This window comes from Salmonella sp. SAL00672 (genome assembly GCF_046552175.1).
In the GTDB taxonomy this organism is placed as follows: domain Bacteria; phylum Pseudomonadota; class Gammaproteobacteria; order Enterobacterales; family Enterobacteriaceae; genus Salmonella; species Salmonella enterica.
In genome coordinates this window covers 880,032-893,119 of record NZ_JBGDUQ010000001.1, presented here as the reverse complement: position 1 = coordinate 893,119, position 13,088 = coordinate 880,032, and the positions used below count along the sequence as shown (strand labels likewise).

The following is a 13,088-nucleotide window of genomic DNA, read 5'->3' as shown; positions in this document are numbered from 1 at the left end:
GACAGTATGCATTATATCCAGCAGCCCCAAACCATTGAGGCCAACAGTTTCACCATTATTAGCGACATTATTCGCGAAACGCGTCCTGATTACCGTTTCGCCAGTCCGCTCCATGAGGCCATTATCAAGCGGGTTATTCATACCACCGCCGATTTCGACTGGCTGGACATTTTGTGGTTCTCTGCCGATGCGCTGGAGCAGCTTTGTGATGCGTTACGCCATCCGTGCATTATTTATACCGATACCACGATGGCGCTGTCCGGCATTAATAAAAGATTACTGGCGACGTTTGGCGGCGAGTGTCGCTGTTATATCAGCGATCCGCGCGTGGTGCGCGCCGCACAAACGCAGGGGATTACCCGTTCAATGGCCGCCGTCGATATCGCTATCGCCGAGGAGGAGAAAAACAAGCTCTTTGTTTTCGGTAATGCGCCGACGGCCCTGTTCCGTTTGCTTGAACATAACGTGACGGTGAGCGGCGTGGTGGGCGTACCGGTAGGCTTTGTCGGCGCGGCGGAGTCCAAAGAGGCACTCACCCATAGCCATTTCCCCGCGGTTGCCGCGTTAGGGCGTAAAGGCGGCAGTAACGTGGCTGCCGCTATCGTCAATGCGCTGCTCTATCATCTCCGGGAGGCCTGATGAGCGAGCTTTCTTTTGACGCGCCGGTCTGGCACCACGGTAAAGCGTTACGTAAAGGATATACCACCGGTTCCTGCGCGACGGCGGCGGCAAAAGTCGCCGCGCTGATGGTATTACGTCAACATCTGATTCATCAGGTCTCCATCGTCACGCCGTCGGGCGTCACGCTATGCCTGAACGTGGAGTCGCCGCACATTGAAGGCCAGCAGGCGATAGCCGCAATTCGTAAAGATGGCGGCGATGACGTGGATGCCACGCACGGAATGCTGATTTTTGCCCGCGTTACGCTCAACGACAGCGGTGAGATTACGCTCACTGGCGGCGAAGGTATTGGTACGGTAACGCGTAAAGGGATTGGACTGCCGCTCGGGAGCGCCGCCATCAATCGTACGCCGCGCCATACCATTGAGTCAGCGGTGCGCGAAGCGATAGGCCCGGCGCGTGGGGCCGATGTGGAGATTTTTGCCCCGGAAGGCGAAGTGCGGGCGCAAAAAACGTATAACTCGCGGCTTGGCATCCTTGGCGGCATTTCCATTATTGGCACTACCGGCATTGTGACGCCGATGTCGGAAGAAAGCTGGAAACGCTCACTATCGCTGGAACTGGAGATCAAACGGGCGTCAGGATTAACGCGGGTGATACTCGTGCCGGGCAACCACGGCGAACGGTTTGTTCGCGAACAAATGGGCGTCGACACACAGGCAGTCGTCACCATGAGCAATTTTGTCGGCTACATGATTGAAGAGGCGGTACGGCTGGGATTTTGCCAGATAGTGCTGGTGGGGCATCCTGGAAAACTGATCAAAATCGCCGCCGGGATCTTTCATACCCATAGCCATATTGCCGATGCGCGCATGGAAACGCTGGTCGCGCATTTAGCTTTACTGGGCGCGCCGCTGGAGTTACTCACCCTGGTCGGCGATTGCGATACCACTGAAGCGGCAATGGAGCACATTGAAGCATATGGCTTCGGGCATATCTATAACCATCTTGCCAGGCGTATTTGTTTGCGAGTCATGCAGATGCTGCGTTTTACCAAAACGCCGCCTGTCTGCGACGCCATCCTGTTTTCTTTTGATAACCATATTCTCGGCAGTAATCGTCCCGTCGACGAGATTGCTAAGGAGCTGCAATGCTAACGGTCGTGGGAATGGGGCCCGCCGGACGGCATTTGATGACCCCTGCGGCGCTGGAAGCGATAGACCACGCCGATGCGCTGGCAGGCGGTAAACGGCATTTGGCGCAGTTTCCGGCGTTTGGCGGCGAACGATTTACGCTGGGCGCGGATATTGGCGCGTTGTTGTCCTGGATTGCCGCCCGCTGGGATAAAGGGATCGTGGTGCTGGCCTCCGGCGATCCGCTGTTTTATGGCATCGGTACACGCCTGGTGGCGCATTTTGGTATCGAACAGGTTCGCATTATCCCTGGCATCAGCGCCGTACAGTATCTGTGCGCACAGGCTGGAATTGATATGAATGACATGTGGTTGACCAGTAGCCACGGTCGTTGCGTCAGCTTCGATCAGTTGGCGAGCCATCGCAAAGTGGCGATGGTCACGGATGCCCGCTGCGGGCCGCGAGAAATCGCGCGGGAACTGGTCGCGCGGGGCAAAGGGCATCGCTTAATGGTGATTGGTGAAAATCTGGCGATGGAAAATGAGCGGATCCACTGGCTACCCGTCAGTGCGGTCAACGCCGACTATGAAATGAATGCAGTGGTGATCCTGGATGAAAGATGAGCTTTTTCTGCGCGGCGAGAACGTGCCAATGACCAAAGAGGCGGTACGGGCGCTGGCACTGTCGAAACTTGAGCTCCACCGCGCCAGTCACCTGATTGACGTCGGGGCGGGAACGGGAAGCGTCTCAATTGAAGCGGCGCTGCAATTTCCTTCGTTGCAGGTGACGGCTATCGAGCGTAATCCTGCCGCGCTACGGCTGCTTGATGAGAATCGTCAGCGCTTTGCCTGCGGCAATATCGATATTCTCCCCGGCGAAGCGCCAATGACCATAACCGGGAAAGCCGATGCGGTGTTTATGGGCGGCAGCGGCGGGCATCTGACGGCGCTGATTGACTGGGCGATGGGTCATCTGCATCCCGGTGGCCGTCTGGTGATGACCTTTATCTTGCAGGAAAACCTCCATAGCGCGCTGGCGCATATTGCCCACATCGGCGCATGTCGAATGGACTGTGTACAGCTTCAGCTTTCATCGTTAACGCCGCTGGGGGCGGGACACTATTTCAAACCGAACAATCCTGTTTTTGTTATCGCCTGTCAGAAGGAAGAAAACCATGTCAGAGACATTTGATCCACGCTGTGTATGGTTCGTCGGCGCCGGGCCGGGCGATCGCGAGCTGATCACGCTTAAAGGCTACCGCCTGCTGCAACAGGCGCAGGTAGTTATCTATGCCGGTTCGCTGATCAATACCGAACTGCTGGATTACTGCCCCGCGCAGGCAGAACGCTACGACAGCGCCGAACTGCATCTTGAGCAGATTATCGAGCTGATGGCCGCGGGCGTGAAAGCGGGAAAAACGGTGGTGCGTTTGCAAACGGGCGATGTTTCGCTGTACGGCTCCGTGCGTGAGCAAGGCGAAGAGTTAACTCGCCGTGGTATCGACTGGCAGGTAGTGCCTGGCGTCAGCGCGTTTCTCGGCGCTGCGGCAGATCTGGGTGTGGAATATACCGTACCGGAGGTATCGCAGAGTCTCATTATTACCCGTCTGGAAGGGCGTACGCCAGTACCGGCGCGCGAACAACTGGAGGCGTTCGCCAGTCACCAGACGTCAATGGCGATTTATCTCTCCGTTCAGCGTATTCATCGGGTGGCGGAACGTCTCATTGCCGGCGGTTATCCGGCAACTACGCCTGTCGCGGTCATCTATAAGGCTACCTGGCCGGAAAGCCAGACCGTTCGCGGCACGTTAGCGGATATTAGCGACAAAGTACGTGATGCTGGCATCCGTAAGACGGCGCTGATTCTGGTCGGGAATTTTCTGGGTAAGGAGTATCACTACTCAAGACTTTATGCAGCGGACTTTAGCCATGAATACCGTAAAGCCTGAATCCATTGCGTTGTTTTGCCTGACGCCCGGCGGCGTGGCGCTGGCAAAGAGACTCTCCGCGATGCTGCCGTTAACCTGCTTTACCAGTGAAAAACTGCGGGAAGAGGGATTTATTCCCTTCGATGGCGGATTCGCTAATACCGCCCGGCAGGCTTTTACCACTTATACCGCGCTTATTTTTATCGGCGCGACCGGCATTGCCGTTCGTGTCCTGGCGCCGTTAGTGAACGACAAGTTCAGCGATCCGGCGGTGGTCGTCATTGATGAACGTGGTCAGCATGTCATTAGCCTGCTTTCCGGTCATGCGGGCGGGGCCAATGCCTTGACGCGCTACCTGGCAGGAATGTTAGGCGCCGATCCGGTGATTACCACGGCAACGGATGTCAATGAGATGTCCGCGTTGGACACCTTAGCTTTCCAGCTTAACGCCCGCATGTCCGATCTTCGCACGGCGGTAAAAACCGTTAACCAGATGTTGGTCAGTCATCAACGGGTGGGGTTATGGTGGGATGCCGAACTAACGGAAGAGATCGGCCAGTGCGATATTCGTGGTTTTATCCCTGTTGATGATTTGCAGCGATTGCCTGAACTGGATGCGCTTATCTGCGTCTCTTTGCGTAATGACCTCCCTGAGCTTCCCGTACTGCACTGGAAACTGGTGCCCCAGCGTGTGGTGGCGGGAATTGGCTGTCGCCGCGATACGCCATTTCCCCTGTTAGCGACATTACTGGCGCGTCAGCTTGAAGCGCAGAAACTCGATCCGCTGGCGTTAAAAGCGATTGGCAGCGTCACGCTCAAAAAAGGGGAGCCGGGGCTTATTCAGCTCGCCTCCTGCTGCCGCGTGCCTTTTAAAACCTTTACCGCCGAAGCGTTGCGTGAATTCGAACACCATTTTCCCGGTTCTGGCTTCGTCAGAAAAACGGTGGGCGTTGGCAGCGTATCCGGCCCGGCAGCGTGGTTATTAAGCCAGGGACAATTGTTAGGCGAGACCCTGCGAGAACAGGGCGTCACTATTACTTTAGGAGTTGCACACTGATGTTGAGCGTAATTGGTATTGGCCCCGGTTCGCAGGCAATGATGACGATGGAGGCGATTGAGGCGCTTCAGGCGGCGGAAATCGTCGTCGGTTATAAAACCTACACCCACCTGGTGAAAGCATTCACCGGCGACAAACAGGTGATCAAGACCGGCATGTGTAAGGAAATTGAACGCTGCCAGGCGGCTATTGAACTGGCGCAGGCCGGGCATAACGTAGCGCTGATTAGCAGCGGCGACGCCGGTATTTACGGCATGGCGGGACTGGTGCTGGAGCTGGTGAGCAAGCAGAAGCTGGATGTAGAGGTTCGCCTTATTCCGGGGATGACCGCCAGTATCGCAGCCGCCTCGCTGCTGGGTGCGCCGCTGATGCACGACTTCTGTCATATCAGCCTCAGCGACCTGCTGACGCCGTGGCCGGTGATTGAAAAACGCATTGTTGCCGCAGGCGAAGCCGACTTCGTTATCTGTTTTTACAACCCGCGCAGCCGCGGCCGCGAAGGGCATCTGGCGCGCGCGTTTGACCTGCTTGCCGCCAGTAAAAGCGCGCAAACGCCGGTTGGCGTGGTGAAATCCGCCGGACGTAAGAAAGAGGAAAAATGGCTGACTACGCTCGGCGATATGGATTTTGAACCGGTAGATATGACCAGTCTGGTCATCGTCGGTAATAAAACGACCTATGTTCAGGATGGGCTGATGATAACGCCGCGAGGTTACACGCTGTGAATGAGGGGGATGTGCTGGTGGTGGGCGGCACCAGCGATGCGCGCGCGTTATGCCGACAACTGGATGCGGCGAACGTCGCGTACACCTTATCTGTGGCGACGCCAGCCGGAAAAGCGCTGGCGGGCGACATTAAAGGGCAGGTGCGCTGTGGTCGTCTGGAGTACGGGCAGATGGTCGCATGGCTAAAAGAAAACCGTACTCGCTGGGTAATAGATGCGTCGCATCCTTATGCAGAAATGGTCAGCCATAACCTCCTTCGCGCCTGTGAAACGGCGGGCGTGTTGTTAAGTCGTTATCAGCGTCCGGAGCAGCTTAGCAATCTGACGCATCCGCTTCTCTATACGGCGCGCAGTATTGCCGATGCCTGCGAGATAGCGAGGCGTTTTGGTCCGCGCGTGTTACTGACGACCGGCAGTAAAGATCTGGCCGTCTGGCGTGCCGGGCTGGCGGAAAAAACGTTGCTGGCGCGCGTACTGCCCGTGGCGGAGGTGATTCAACGCTGCAGCGAACTGGGGTTCGGCGTTGGAGAAATTTTCGCTCTGTGTGGGCCGTTCAGCGCTGATTTTAACGCCGCGTTTTACCACCAGTGCCGGGCCGACGTAGTCATTACCAAAGCGTCCGGCGCGGAGGGGGGATATCAGGAAAAAGTTCAGCCCTGTCTGGATGCGGGCATTCCCTGCATCGTTATTGCGCGCCCGACGCCGCTTGTGACGGGTGATGAGTTACTGGAAAGCCAGGCCGCCTTTGCGCAGCGTTTATCGCGCTGGCTGGCCGCAGCTAAGGAGTAAAAATGAAAAAAGCGCTTCTGGTAGTCAGTTTTGGCACCAGCTATCACGACACCTGTGAAAAAAACATTGTGGCGTGCGAACGTGATCTGGCGGCGTCCTGTCCCGATCGCGACCTGTTTCGCGCCTTCACTTCCGGAATGATCATTCGCAAGCTTCGCCAGCGTGACGGTATCGACATCGATACGCCATTACAGGCTTTGCAAAAGCTTGCCGCACAGGGATATCAGGACGTGGCGATTCAGTCGTTGCACATTATTAACGGCGACGAATATGAAAAAATTGTCCGTGAGGTACAACTCTTGCGTCCGTTATTCACTCGCCTGACGCTGGGCGTGCCGCTGCTGAGCAGCCATAACGATTATGTGCAGCTAATGCAGGCGTTGCGACAACAGATGCCATCGCTCAGACAAACGGAGAAAGTCGTTTTTATGGGCCACGGCGCCAGCCATCACGCATTCGCAGCTTATGCCTGTCTCGATCATATGATGACCGCGCAGCGCTTCCCGGCGCGCGTCGGCGCCGTAGAAAGCTACCCGGAGGTCGACATCCTGATCGACAGCCTGCGTGACGAAGGCGTCACCGGCGTACATTTGATGCCATTAATGCTGGTGGCGGGCGATCACGCCATTAATGATATGGCTTCAGACGACGGCGACTCATGGAAAATGCGCTTTAACGCGGCGGGCATTCCGGCGACGCCGTGGCTGAGCGGGCTGGGAGAAAACCCGGCTATCCGGGCGATGTTTGTCGCGCATTTGCACCAGGCGCTGAACATGGCGGTAGAGGAGGCGGCATGAACGGTAAATTATACGCATTAAGCACCGGGCCAGGCGCGCCCGACCTGATAACCGTCCGCGCAGCGCGGATTCTTGGCTCGCTGGACATTCTGTATGCGCCCGCCGGTCGTAAGGGGGGCGATAGTCTGGCGCTGTCGATTGTGCGCGACTATCTCGGCGAGCAGACGGAAGTACGTTGTTGCCATTTCCCTATGAGCGCTGACGGCGCCGAGAAAGAAGCGGTCTGGAACGAGGTTGCCGCCGCGCTTACCGCAGAGGTGAAAGCGGGTAAACAGGTCGGTTTTATTACCCTGGGCGATGCGATGCTATTCAGTACCTGGATTTTTTTACTCCAGCGTATCGGCTGCCCGGAGTGGCTGGAGATTGTCCCCGGCGTCACGTCCTTCGCCGCGATAGCCGCCCGCGCGAAAATGCCGCTCGCCATAGAACAGCAATCGCTGGCGGTTATTTCTTGTACCGCGCCGGAAGCGGAAATAGCCCAGGCGCTACAACAGCATGATAGCCTGGTGTTGATGAAAGTGTATGGCCGGTTCGCCCGTATTAAAGCGTTGCTGGCGCAGGCTGGCCTGCTGGAATGCGCCTTAATGATGTCCGAGGCCACACTGCCCGGCGAGCAGTGCTGGCGCCATCTCCACGAGGTCAACGATGATCGACCGTTGCCCTATTTTTCGACCATTCTGGTCAATAAACAGTGGGAGTATGCAGAATGAAACTTGAACAGCAGCTTCGACAGTTGTCTTTCAGTGGACTGGCTGCAGCGCTATTGCTGATGGTTGTCCCGCAACAGGCGTTTGCGATGCATATCATGGAGGGCTTTTTACCGCCAGTGTGGGCGCTGGCCTGGTGGCTACTGTTTTTACCCTGCTTGTGGTATGGGCTGGTGCGCTTACGGCGTATTGTGCAGGAGGATAATCATCAGAAGGTACTGCTGGCGCTGTGCGGCGCGTTTATTTTTGTCCTGTCCGCGCTCAAAATTCCGTCGGTAACGGGGAGTTGTTCACATCCGACCGGCGTTGGTCTGGCGGTTATCTTGTTCGGGCCCGGGGTGGTGGCGATTCTCGGCGCGGTTGTGCTGTTGTTTCAGGCGCTATTGCTGGCGCACGGCGGCCTGACGACGCTTGGCGCAAATGGAATGTCGATGGCGGTGATTGGCCCGGTTGTCGGTTATCTGGTGTGGAAAATGGCCTGCCGTGCCGGACTACGCCGCGATGTCGCCGTTTTTCTGTGCGCGATGCTGGCGGATTTGGCGACCTATTTTGTGACTTCAGTCCAGCTTGGCGTTGCGTTTCCCGATCCCCATGCCGGAGCGACAGGGTCTGTTGTGAAGTTTATGGGGATTTTCTGCCTCACACAGATTCCTGTCGCTATTGCTGAAGGTTTATTAACCGTCATGATTTATGACCAGTTAACCAAACGGCAAGTGATTACCGTACAAGGACATTAAAATGAAGAAAACGTTGATGTTGTTAGCGATGGTGGTGGCGTTGGTGATTCTGCCGTTTTTTATTAACCATGGCGGTGAATATGGCGGTTCAGACGGCGAAGCGGAAAGCCAGATTCAGGCTATTGCGCCGCAGTATAAACCCTGGTTTCAGCCGTTATATGAACCTGCCAGCGGTGAAATTGAAAGCCTGCTGTTTACCCTTCAGGGCTCTCTTGGCGCGGCGGTGATTTTTTATATCCTCGGGTATTGCAAAGGTAAACAACGCCGTGATGACCGGGCTTGATCGACTCAGCTATCAAAGCCGCTGGGCACACGTTGCGCCGCAGCGCAAGTTTTTGCTGTGGCTGGCGATGATGATACTGGCGTTTGTTCTGCCGCCTGTAGGGCAGGGCATTGAGCTGCTGATCATTGCCGGATTGAGCTGTTGGCTATTGCGCATATCCCTCTGGCGCTGGTGTCGATGGATGGCGATACCTTTTGGATTTTTGTTGGTCGGCGTGATAACGATTATCTTCAGCATCAGCCGCGAGCCGCAAATGCTGCTGGCTGGCATCTCTGTCGGGCCGTACTGGATCGGGATTACCCGTGCGGGCGTGGTTACGGCGAATGAAACGTTCTGGCGTAGCCTGACGGCGCTGTCCGCGACGTTGTGGCTGGTGATGAACCTACCGTTTCCGCAGTTAATTAGCTTGCTTAAGCGCGCGCATATTCCACGCCTGCTTACCGAGCAAATCCTGTTAACGTGGCGCTTTCTCTTTATTCTTCTGGATGAGGCGATGGCAATTCGTCGCGCGCAAACGCTGCGTTTTGGTTATTGCAGCCTGCCGAACGGCTATCGATCTCTGGCAATGCTGACTGGACTCCTGTTTACGCGGGTGTTAATGCGTTATCAGCAAATGACCACCACGCTGGATATCAAACTGTATCAGGGTGATTTTCACCTGTAAGGACTATTATGCTTGCCACTTCAGACCTGTGGTTCCGATATCAGGATGAGCCGGTACTTAAAGGGTTAAATCTGGATTTTTCGCTCTCGCCTGTTACCGGTTTGGTGGGCGCGAACGGCTGTGGGAAGTCTACGCTTTTTATGAACCTGAGCGGCCTGTTGCGTCCGCAAAAAGGGGCCGTGTTGTGGCAGGGAAAACCGCTGGATTACAGCAAGCGCGGACTACTGGCGCTGCGCCAGCAAGTTGCGACGGTTTTTCAGGACCCTGAACAGCAGATTTTTTATACTGATATCGATAGCGACATTGCGTTTAGTTTACGTAATTTGGGGGTGCCGGAGGCGGAAATCACGCGCCGCGTCGACGAGGCGCTAACGCTGGTTGACGCCCAACATTTTCGCCATCAGCCCATTCAGTGTTTGAGTCATGGACAAAAAAAACGTGTGGCTATCGCCGGAGCGCTGGTGCTACAGGCGCGCTATCTATTGCTGGATGAACCCACAGCTGGTCTTGATCCCGCAGGGCGCACTCAGATGATTGCTATCATCAGGCGGATTGTGGCGCAGGGAAATCATGTCATTATCTCCAGCCATGATATCGATCTTATTTATGAAATTAGCGATGCCGTATACGTATTACGCCAGGGCCAGATCCTGACGCATGGCGCGCCTGGCGAGGTTTTCGCGTGTACGGAAGCGATGGAACACGCGGGGCTAACCCAGCCCTGGCTGGTCAAACTTCATACTCAACTGGGACTGCCGCTGTGTAAAACAGAAACGGAGTTTTTTCATCGAATGCAAAAGTGCGCATTCAGGGAGGCGTCATGACGCAGGCAGTTATGTTGCAGGGGACGGCATCCGACGTCGGCAAAAGTGTGCTGGCGGCGGGTTTATGCCGCATTTTTTATCAGGATGGTCTGCGTACCGCGCCGTTTAAATCGCAAAATATGGCGCTTAATTCTGGTATTACGCCGGATGGTAAAGAGATGGGGCGGGCGCAAATTTTTCAGGCGGAAGCCGCGGGGATCACGCCAGATGTGCGTATGAACCCGGTGCTGCTCAAACCGACCAGCGATCGCCAGGCGCAGGTCGTGCTGATGGGGAAAGTGGCGACCAATATGGATGCGGTGAGTTACCATGACTATAAACCGCGTTTGCGTGAGCAAATCCTTGCGGTCTATAACAGCCTGGCGCAGGAATATGACGTTATTGTGCTGGAAGGCGCCGGAAGCCCGGCGGAAATCAATCTGCGCGATCGCGATATCGTCAATATGGGAATGGCGGAAATGGCCCAGTGTCCGGTTATTCTGGTGGCGGATATCGACCGGGGCGGCGTATTCGCCGCTATTTATGGCACGCTGGCGCTGCTGCATAAACAGGAGCGTGACAGAGTAAAGGGCGTCATTATCAACAAATTCCGCGGCGACGTGGCGCTACTCTATTCCGGTATCGAACAAATCGAATCGCTTACCGGCGTCCCGGTTCTGGGAGTGATGCCGTGGCTGGATGTGGATCTGGAAGATGAAGATGGCGTCGCGCTACAAAACGATAAATATCGCGGTAACGCCCCCCGTGATATCACTATTGCCATTGTGCAACTGCCACATATTTCTAACTTTACGGATTTTAACGCTCTGGCGGCGCAGCCGGATGTGCGCATACGCTATATTCGCCGCCCGGAAGCGTTGACTGACGCTGATCTGGTGATCCTGCCGGGCAGTAAGAATACGCTGAGCGACCTCGCCTGGCTGCGCGAAAGCGGGATGGCGGATGCGGTATTGCAGACACATCGGCAGGGCGTGCCGGTGATGGGAATTTGCGGCGGCTACCAGATGCTGGGCGACACTATTGTGGATGAGGTGGAGTCGGGGCTGGGTACGCAGCCGGGCCTGGGGCTGCTTAATACGATCACTCGCTTTGCACAGGATAAAACCACGACGCAGGTTAACGCGACAATGTCAGGCGAGCTGCCCGGCTGGCTGGCTGCCGCGGCGGGGCTACCGGTACGCGGTTATGAAATCCACATGGGGGAAACGGTGCTGCAGGAAGGATGCTGTACGGCCATGACGTTACAGAAAAATGGATGCTCTGTGGCGGATGGCGCGGTCACCGCCGACGGACTGGCGTTTGGCACTTACCTTCACGGCCTGTTTGATAGCGATGCCTTTACCCGTGCGGTGGTCAATGGGTTAAGGGCACGAAAAGGACTTACGCCGTGGGAAACGACTTTTTGTTATGCGGAGCATAAAGCGCGGCAATTTGATCTGCTGGCGGAAGCGATGCGGCAACATATTGATATTGATAAAATTTATACCATCATGCAACAGCATCAGGAGCCGGTATGATGATTCTGGTGACGGGCGGGGCGCGTAGTGGTAAAAGCCGTCATGCTGAAACCTTAATTGGCGATGCGCCGCAGGTACTGTATATCGCCACCTCGCAGATTCTTGATGACGAGATGGCGGCGAGAATTCAGCATCATAAAGATGGCAGGCCGGCACACTGGCGGACCGCAGAATGCTGGCGGCATCTTGATACGTTGATTACCGCGGATCTTGCCCCTGACGACGCGATTTTGCTGGAATGTATTACCACCATGGTGACGAATCTGCTGTTTGCGCTGGGAGGCGAAAACGATCCCGAACAGTGGGATTACGCGGCGATGGAGCGCGCCATTGACGATGAAATTCAGATTTTAATTGCAGCCTGCCAGCGCTGCCCGGCGAAAGTGGTACTGGTGACAAATGAGGTGGGAATGGGGATCGTCCCGGAAAACCGTCTGGCGCGCCATTTTCGTGATATTGCCGGTCGGGTCAACCAACGACTGGCGGCAGCGGCGGATGAGGTCTGGCTGGTGGTCTCAGGTATTGGAGTCAAAATTAAATGAGTAAGCTGTTTTGGGCCATGCTCGCTTTTATTAGCCGCTTGCCCGTGCCGTCACGCTGGTCGCAGGGACTGGATTTCGAGCAGTATTCGCGTGGGATCGTGATGTTTCCCTTTATCGGGTTGATTCTGGGGGGCGTAAGCGGCCTGATTTTCATCCTCCTGCAACCCTGGTGCGGTATTCCGCTAGCGGCGTTGTTCTGTATTCTGGCGCTGGCGCTGCTGACCGGTGGTTTTCACCTGGATGGGCTGGCCGATACCTGCGATGGCATTTTTTCCGCGCGCAGCCGTGAGCGAATGCTGGAGATTATGCGCGATAGTCGTCTGGGAACCCATGGCGGGCTGGCGCTTATTTTTGTGCTCCTGACAAAAATTCTGGTGGTCAGCGAACTGGCGTTACGTGGAACGCCAATGTTGGCGGCGCTGGCGGTGGCCTGTGCGGCCGGACGCGGCAGCGCCGTTTTATTGATGTACCGTCATCGCTACGCCCGTGAAGAGGGGCTTGGCAATGTATTTATCGGTAAAGTCAGCGGACGGCAAACCTGCATTACTCTGGGATTGGCGATAATCATCGCCACGGTATTACTGCCTGGTATGCAAGGACTGGCCGCAATGGTGGTCACATGCGCGGCGATTTTCATCCTTGGCCAGTTGCTTAAACGTACGCTTGGCGGTCAAACCGGCGATACGCTGGGCGCGGCGATCGAACTTGGCGAATTGATCTTTCTGCTGGCTCTGTTATGAGCCGATTATTACGGACGAGACATCTT

Annotated in this window: 17 protein-coding genes; all 17 read left to right on the top strand. The window is 56.0% G+C overall.

Features of this window, described 5'->3' with window-relative positions; translation table 11 throughout:
• Window positions 1-6 precede the first annotated feature (6 nt).
• From ACLJTG_RS04705 to cobS, 17 genes are read left to right on the top strand one after another with little or no spacing between them, the layout of a single operon-like run.
• Window positions 7-639, top strand: a complete 633-nt coding sequence (locus ACLJTG_RS04705) for a cobalt-precorrin-8 methylmutase (RefSeq protein WP_000558988.1) — start codon at window positions 7-9, stop codon at window positions 637-639.
• Window positions 639-1,778 carry a cobalt-precorrin-5B (C(1))-methyltransferase CbiD gene (gene cbiD / locus ACLJTG_RS04700; RefSeq protein ID WP_001292910.1) on the top strand — a complete coding sequence of 380 codons (1,140 nt, stop codon included), beginning with the start codon at window positions 639-641 and terminating at the stop codon, window positions 1,776-1,778. The genes ACLJTG_RS04705 and cbiD overlap by 1 nt, the downstream gene beginning before the upstream one ends.
• Window positions 1,772-2,377 (top strand): cobalt-precorrin-7 (C(5))-methyltransferase, encoded by a 606-nt coding sequence (locus tag ACLJTG_RS04695; protein WP_000958839.1) that lies wholly within the window; start codon window positions 1,772-1,774, stop codon window positions 2,375-2,377. The genes cbiD and ACLJTG_RS04695 overlap by 7 nt, the downstream gene beginning before the upstream one ends.
• Complete coding sequence (locus ACLJTG_RS04690) at window positions 2,367-2,945, top strand: decarboxylating cobalt-precorrin-6B (C(15))-methyltransferase (protein ID WP_061383541.1); 579 nt, start codon at window positions 2,367-2,369, stop codon at window positions 2,943-2,945. Before ACLJTG_RS04695 ends, ACLJTG_RS04690 begins: the two co-directional genes overlap by 11 nt.
• The gene (locus ACLJTG_RS04685) at window positions 2,929-3,702 is read left to right on the top strand and encodes a cobalt-precorrin-4 methyltransferase (protein WP_023226670.1); all 774 of its coding nucleotides are present in this window, start codon (window positions 2,929-2,931) and stop codon (window positions 3,700-3,702) included. Before ACLJTG_RS04690 ends, ACLJTG_RS04685 begins: the two co-directional genes overlap by 17 nt.
• Window positions 3,683-4,738, top strand: a complete 1,056-nt coding sequence (gene cbiG, locus ACLJTG_RS04680) for a cobalt-precorrin 5A hydrolase (RefSeq protein WP_001098927.1) — start codon at window positions 3,683-3,685, stop codon at window positions 4,736-4,738. The genes ACLJTG_RS04685 and cbiG overlap by 20 nt, the downstream gene beginning before the upstream one ends.
• The gene (locus ACLJTG_RS04675; RefSeq protein ID WP_000953643.1) at window positions 4,738-5,463 is read left to right on the top strand and encodes a precorrin-3B C(17)-methyltransferase; all 726 of its coding nucleotides are present in this window, start codon (window positions 4,738-4,740) and stop codon (window positions 5,461-5,463) included. Before cbiG ends, ACLJTG_RS04675 begins: the two co-directional genes overlap by 1 nt.
• Entirely contained in the window at window positions 5,460-6,251 is a 792-nt protein-coding gene (locus ACLJTG_RS04670) for a cobalt-precorrin-6A reductase (protein ID WP_001001975.1), read from the top strand. Before ACLJTG_RS04675 ends, ACLJTG_RS04670 begins: the two co-directional genes overlap by 4 nt.
• A gap of 2 nt (window positions 6,252-6,253) precedes the next feature.
• On the top strand, window positions 6,254-7,048 hold the full coding sequence (cbiK, locus tag ACLJTG_RS04665) for a sirohydrochlorin cobaltochelatase (protein WP_000709784.1): 795 nt from the start codon (window positions 6,254-6,256) through the stop codon (window positions 7,046-7,048).
• Entirely contained in the window at window positions 7,045-7,758 is a 714-nt protein-coding gene (locus ACLJTG_RS04660) for a cobalt-factor II C(20)-methyltransferase (RefSeq protein ID WP_001748552.1), read from the top strand. Before cbiK ends, ACLJTG_RS04660 begins: the two co-directional genes overlap by 4 nt.
• Window positions 7,755-8,492, top strand: a complete 738-nt coding sequence (gene cbiM, locus ACLJTG_RS04655) for a cobalt ECF transporter S component CbiM (protein ID WP_000764336.1) — start codon at window positions 7,755-7,757, stop codon at window positions 8,490-8,492. Before ACLJTG_RS04660 ends, cbiM begins: the two co-directional genes overlap by 4 nt.
• A gap of 1 nt (window position 8,493) precedes the next feature.
• Entirely contained in the window at window positions 8,494-8,775 is a 282-nt protein-coding gene (locus tag ACLJTG_RS04650) for an energy-coupling factor ABC transporter substrate-binding protein (protein WP_000753212.1), read from the top strand.
• Complete coding sequence (locus tag ACLJTG_RS04645) at window positions 8,762-9,439, top strand: energy-coupling factor ABC transporter transmembrane protein (RefSeq protein WP_198898279.1); 678 nt, start codon at window positions 8,762-8,764, stop codon at window positions 9,437-9,439. The genes ACLJTG_RS04650 and ACLJTG_RS04645 overlap by 14 nt, the downstream gene beginning before the upstream one ends.
• A gap of 8 nt (window positions 9,440-9,447) precedes the next feature.
• Window positions 9,448-10,263, top strand: coding sequence for an energy-coupling factor ABC transporter ATP-binding protein (locus ACLJTG_RS04640; protein ID WP_045901214.1), 816 nt, complete (start codon window positions 9,448-9,450; stop codon window positions 10,261-10,263).
• A complete protein-coding gene (locus ACLJTG_RS04635) occupies window positions 10,260-11,780 on the top strand; it encodes a cobyric acid synthase (protein ID WP_045901211.1) in 1,521 nt (506 codons plus the stop codon). The genes ACLJTG_RS04640 and ACLJTG_RS04635 overlap by 4 nt, the downstream gene beginning before the upstream one ends.
• Window positions 11,777-12,322, top strand: a complete 546-nt coding sequence (cobU, locus tag ACLJTG_RS04630; protein WP_000973193.1) for a bifunctional adenosylcobinamide kinase/adenosylcobinamide-phosphate guanylyltransferase — start codon at window positions 11,777-11,779, stop codon at window positions 12,320-12,322. Before ACLJTG_RS04635 ends, cobU begins: the two co-directional genes overlap by 4 nt.
• Window positions 12,319-13,062, top strand: coding sequence for an adenosylcobinamide-GDP ribazoletransferase (gene cobS, locus ACLJTG_RS04625; RefSeq protein ID WP_023226667.1), 744 nt, complete (start codon window positions 12,319-12,321; stop codon window positions 13,060-13,062). The genes cobU and cobS overlap by 4 nt, the downstream gene beginning before the upstream one ends.
• Window positions 13,063-13,088 lie beyond the last annotated feature (26 nt).

What these genes read in the sequence shown, in the direction of transcription:
- ACLJTG_RS04705 (WP_000558988.1), top strand. Translation starts at nt 7, where the DNA reads ATGCATTATATCCAGCAGCCCCAAACCATTGAGGCCAACAGTTTCACC.
- cbiD (WP_001292910.1), top strand. Translation starts at nt 639, where the DNA reads ATGAGCGAGCTTTCTTTTGACGCGCCGGTCTGGCACCACGGTAAAGCG.
- ACLJTG_RS04695 (WP_000958839.1), top strand. Translation starts at nt 1,772, where the DNA reads ATGCTAACGGTCGTGGGAATGGGGCCCGCCGGACGGCATTTGATGACC.
- ACLJTG_RS04690 (WP_061383541.1), top strand. Translation starts at nt 2,367, where the DNA reads ATGAAAGATGAGCTTTTTCTGCGCGGCGAGAACGTGCCAATGACCAAA.
- ACLJTG_RS04685 (WP_023226670.1), top strand. Translation starts at nt 2,929, where the DNA reads ATGTCAGAGACATTTGATCCACGCTGTGTATGGTTCGTCGGCGCCGGG.
- cbiG (WP_001098927.1), top strand. Translation starts at nt 3,683, where the DNA reads ATGAATACCGTAAAGCCTGAATCCATTGCGTTGTTTTGCCTGACGCCC.
- ACLJTG_RS04675 (WP_000953643.1), top strand. Translation starts at nt 4,738, where the DNA reads ATGTTGAGCGTAATTGGTATTGGCCCCGGTTCGCAGGCAATGATGACG.
- cbiK (WP_000709784.1), top strand. Translation starts at nt 6,254, where the DNA reads ATGAAAAAAGCGCTTCTGGTAGTCAGTTTTGGCACCAGCTATCACGAC.
- ACLJTG_RS04660 (WP_001748552.1), top strand. Translation starts at nt 7,045, where the DNA reads ATGAACGGTAAATTATACGCATTAAGCACCGGGCCAGGCGCGCCCGAC.
- cbiM (WP_000764336.1), top strand. Translation starts at nt 7,755, where the DNA reads ATGAAACTTGAACAGCAGCTTCGACAGTTGTCTTTCAGTGGACTGGCT.
- ACLJTG_RS04650 (WP_000753212.1), top strand. Translation starts at nt 8,494, where the DNA reads ATGAAGAAAACGTTGATGTTGTTAGCGATGGTGGTGGCGTTGGTGATT.
- ACLJTG_RS04645 (WP_198898279.1), top strand. Translation starts at nt 8,762, where the DNA reads ATGACCGGGCTTGATCGACTCAGCTATCAAAGCCGCTGGGCACACGTT.
- ACLJTG_RS04640 (WP_045901214.1), top strand. Translation starts at nt 9,448, where the DNA reads ATGCTTGCCACTTCAGACCTGTGGTTCCGATATCAGGATGAGCCGGTA.
- ACLJTG_RS04635 (WP_045901211.1), top strand. Translation starts at nt 10,260, where the DNA reads ATGACGCAGGCAGTTATGTTGCAGGGGACGGCATCCGACGTCGGCAAA.
- cobU (WP_000973193.1), top strand. Translation starts at nt 11,777, where the DNA reads ATGATGATTCTGGTGACGGGCGGGGCGCGTAGTGGTAAAAGCCGTCAT.
- cobS (WP_023226667.1), top strand. Translation starts at nt 12,319, where the DNA reads ATGAGTAAGCTGTTTTGGGCCATGCTCGCTTTTATTAGCCGCTTGCCC.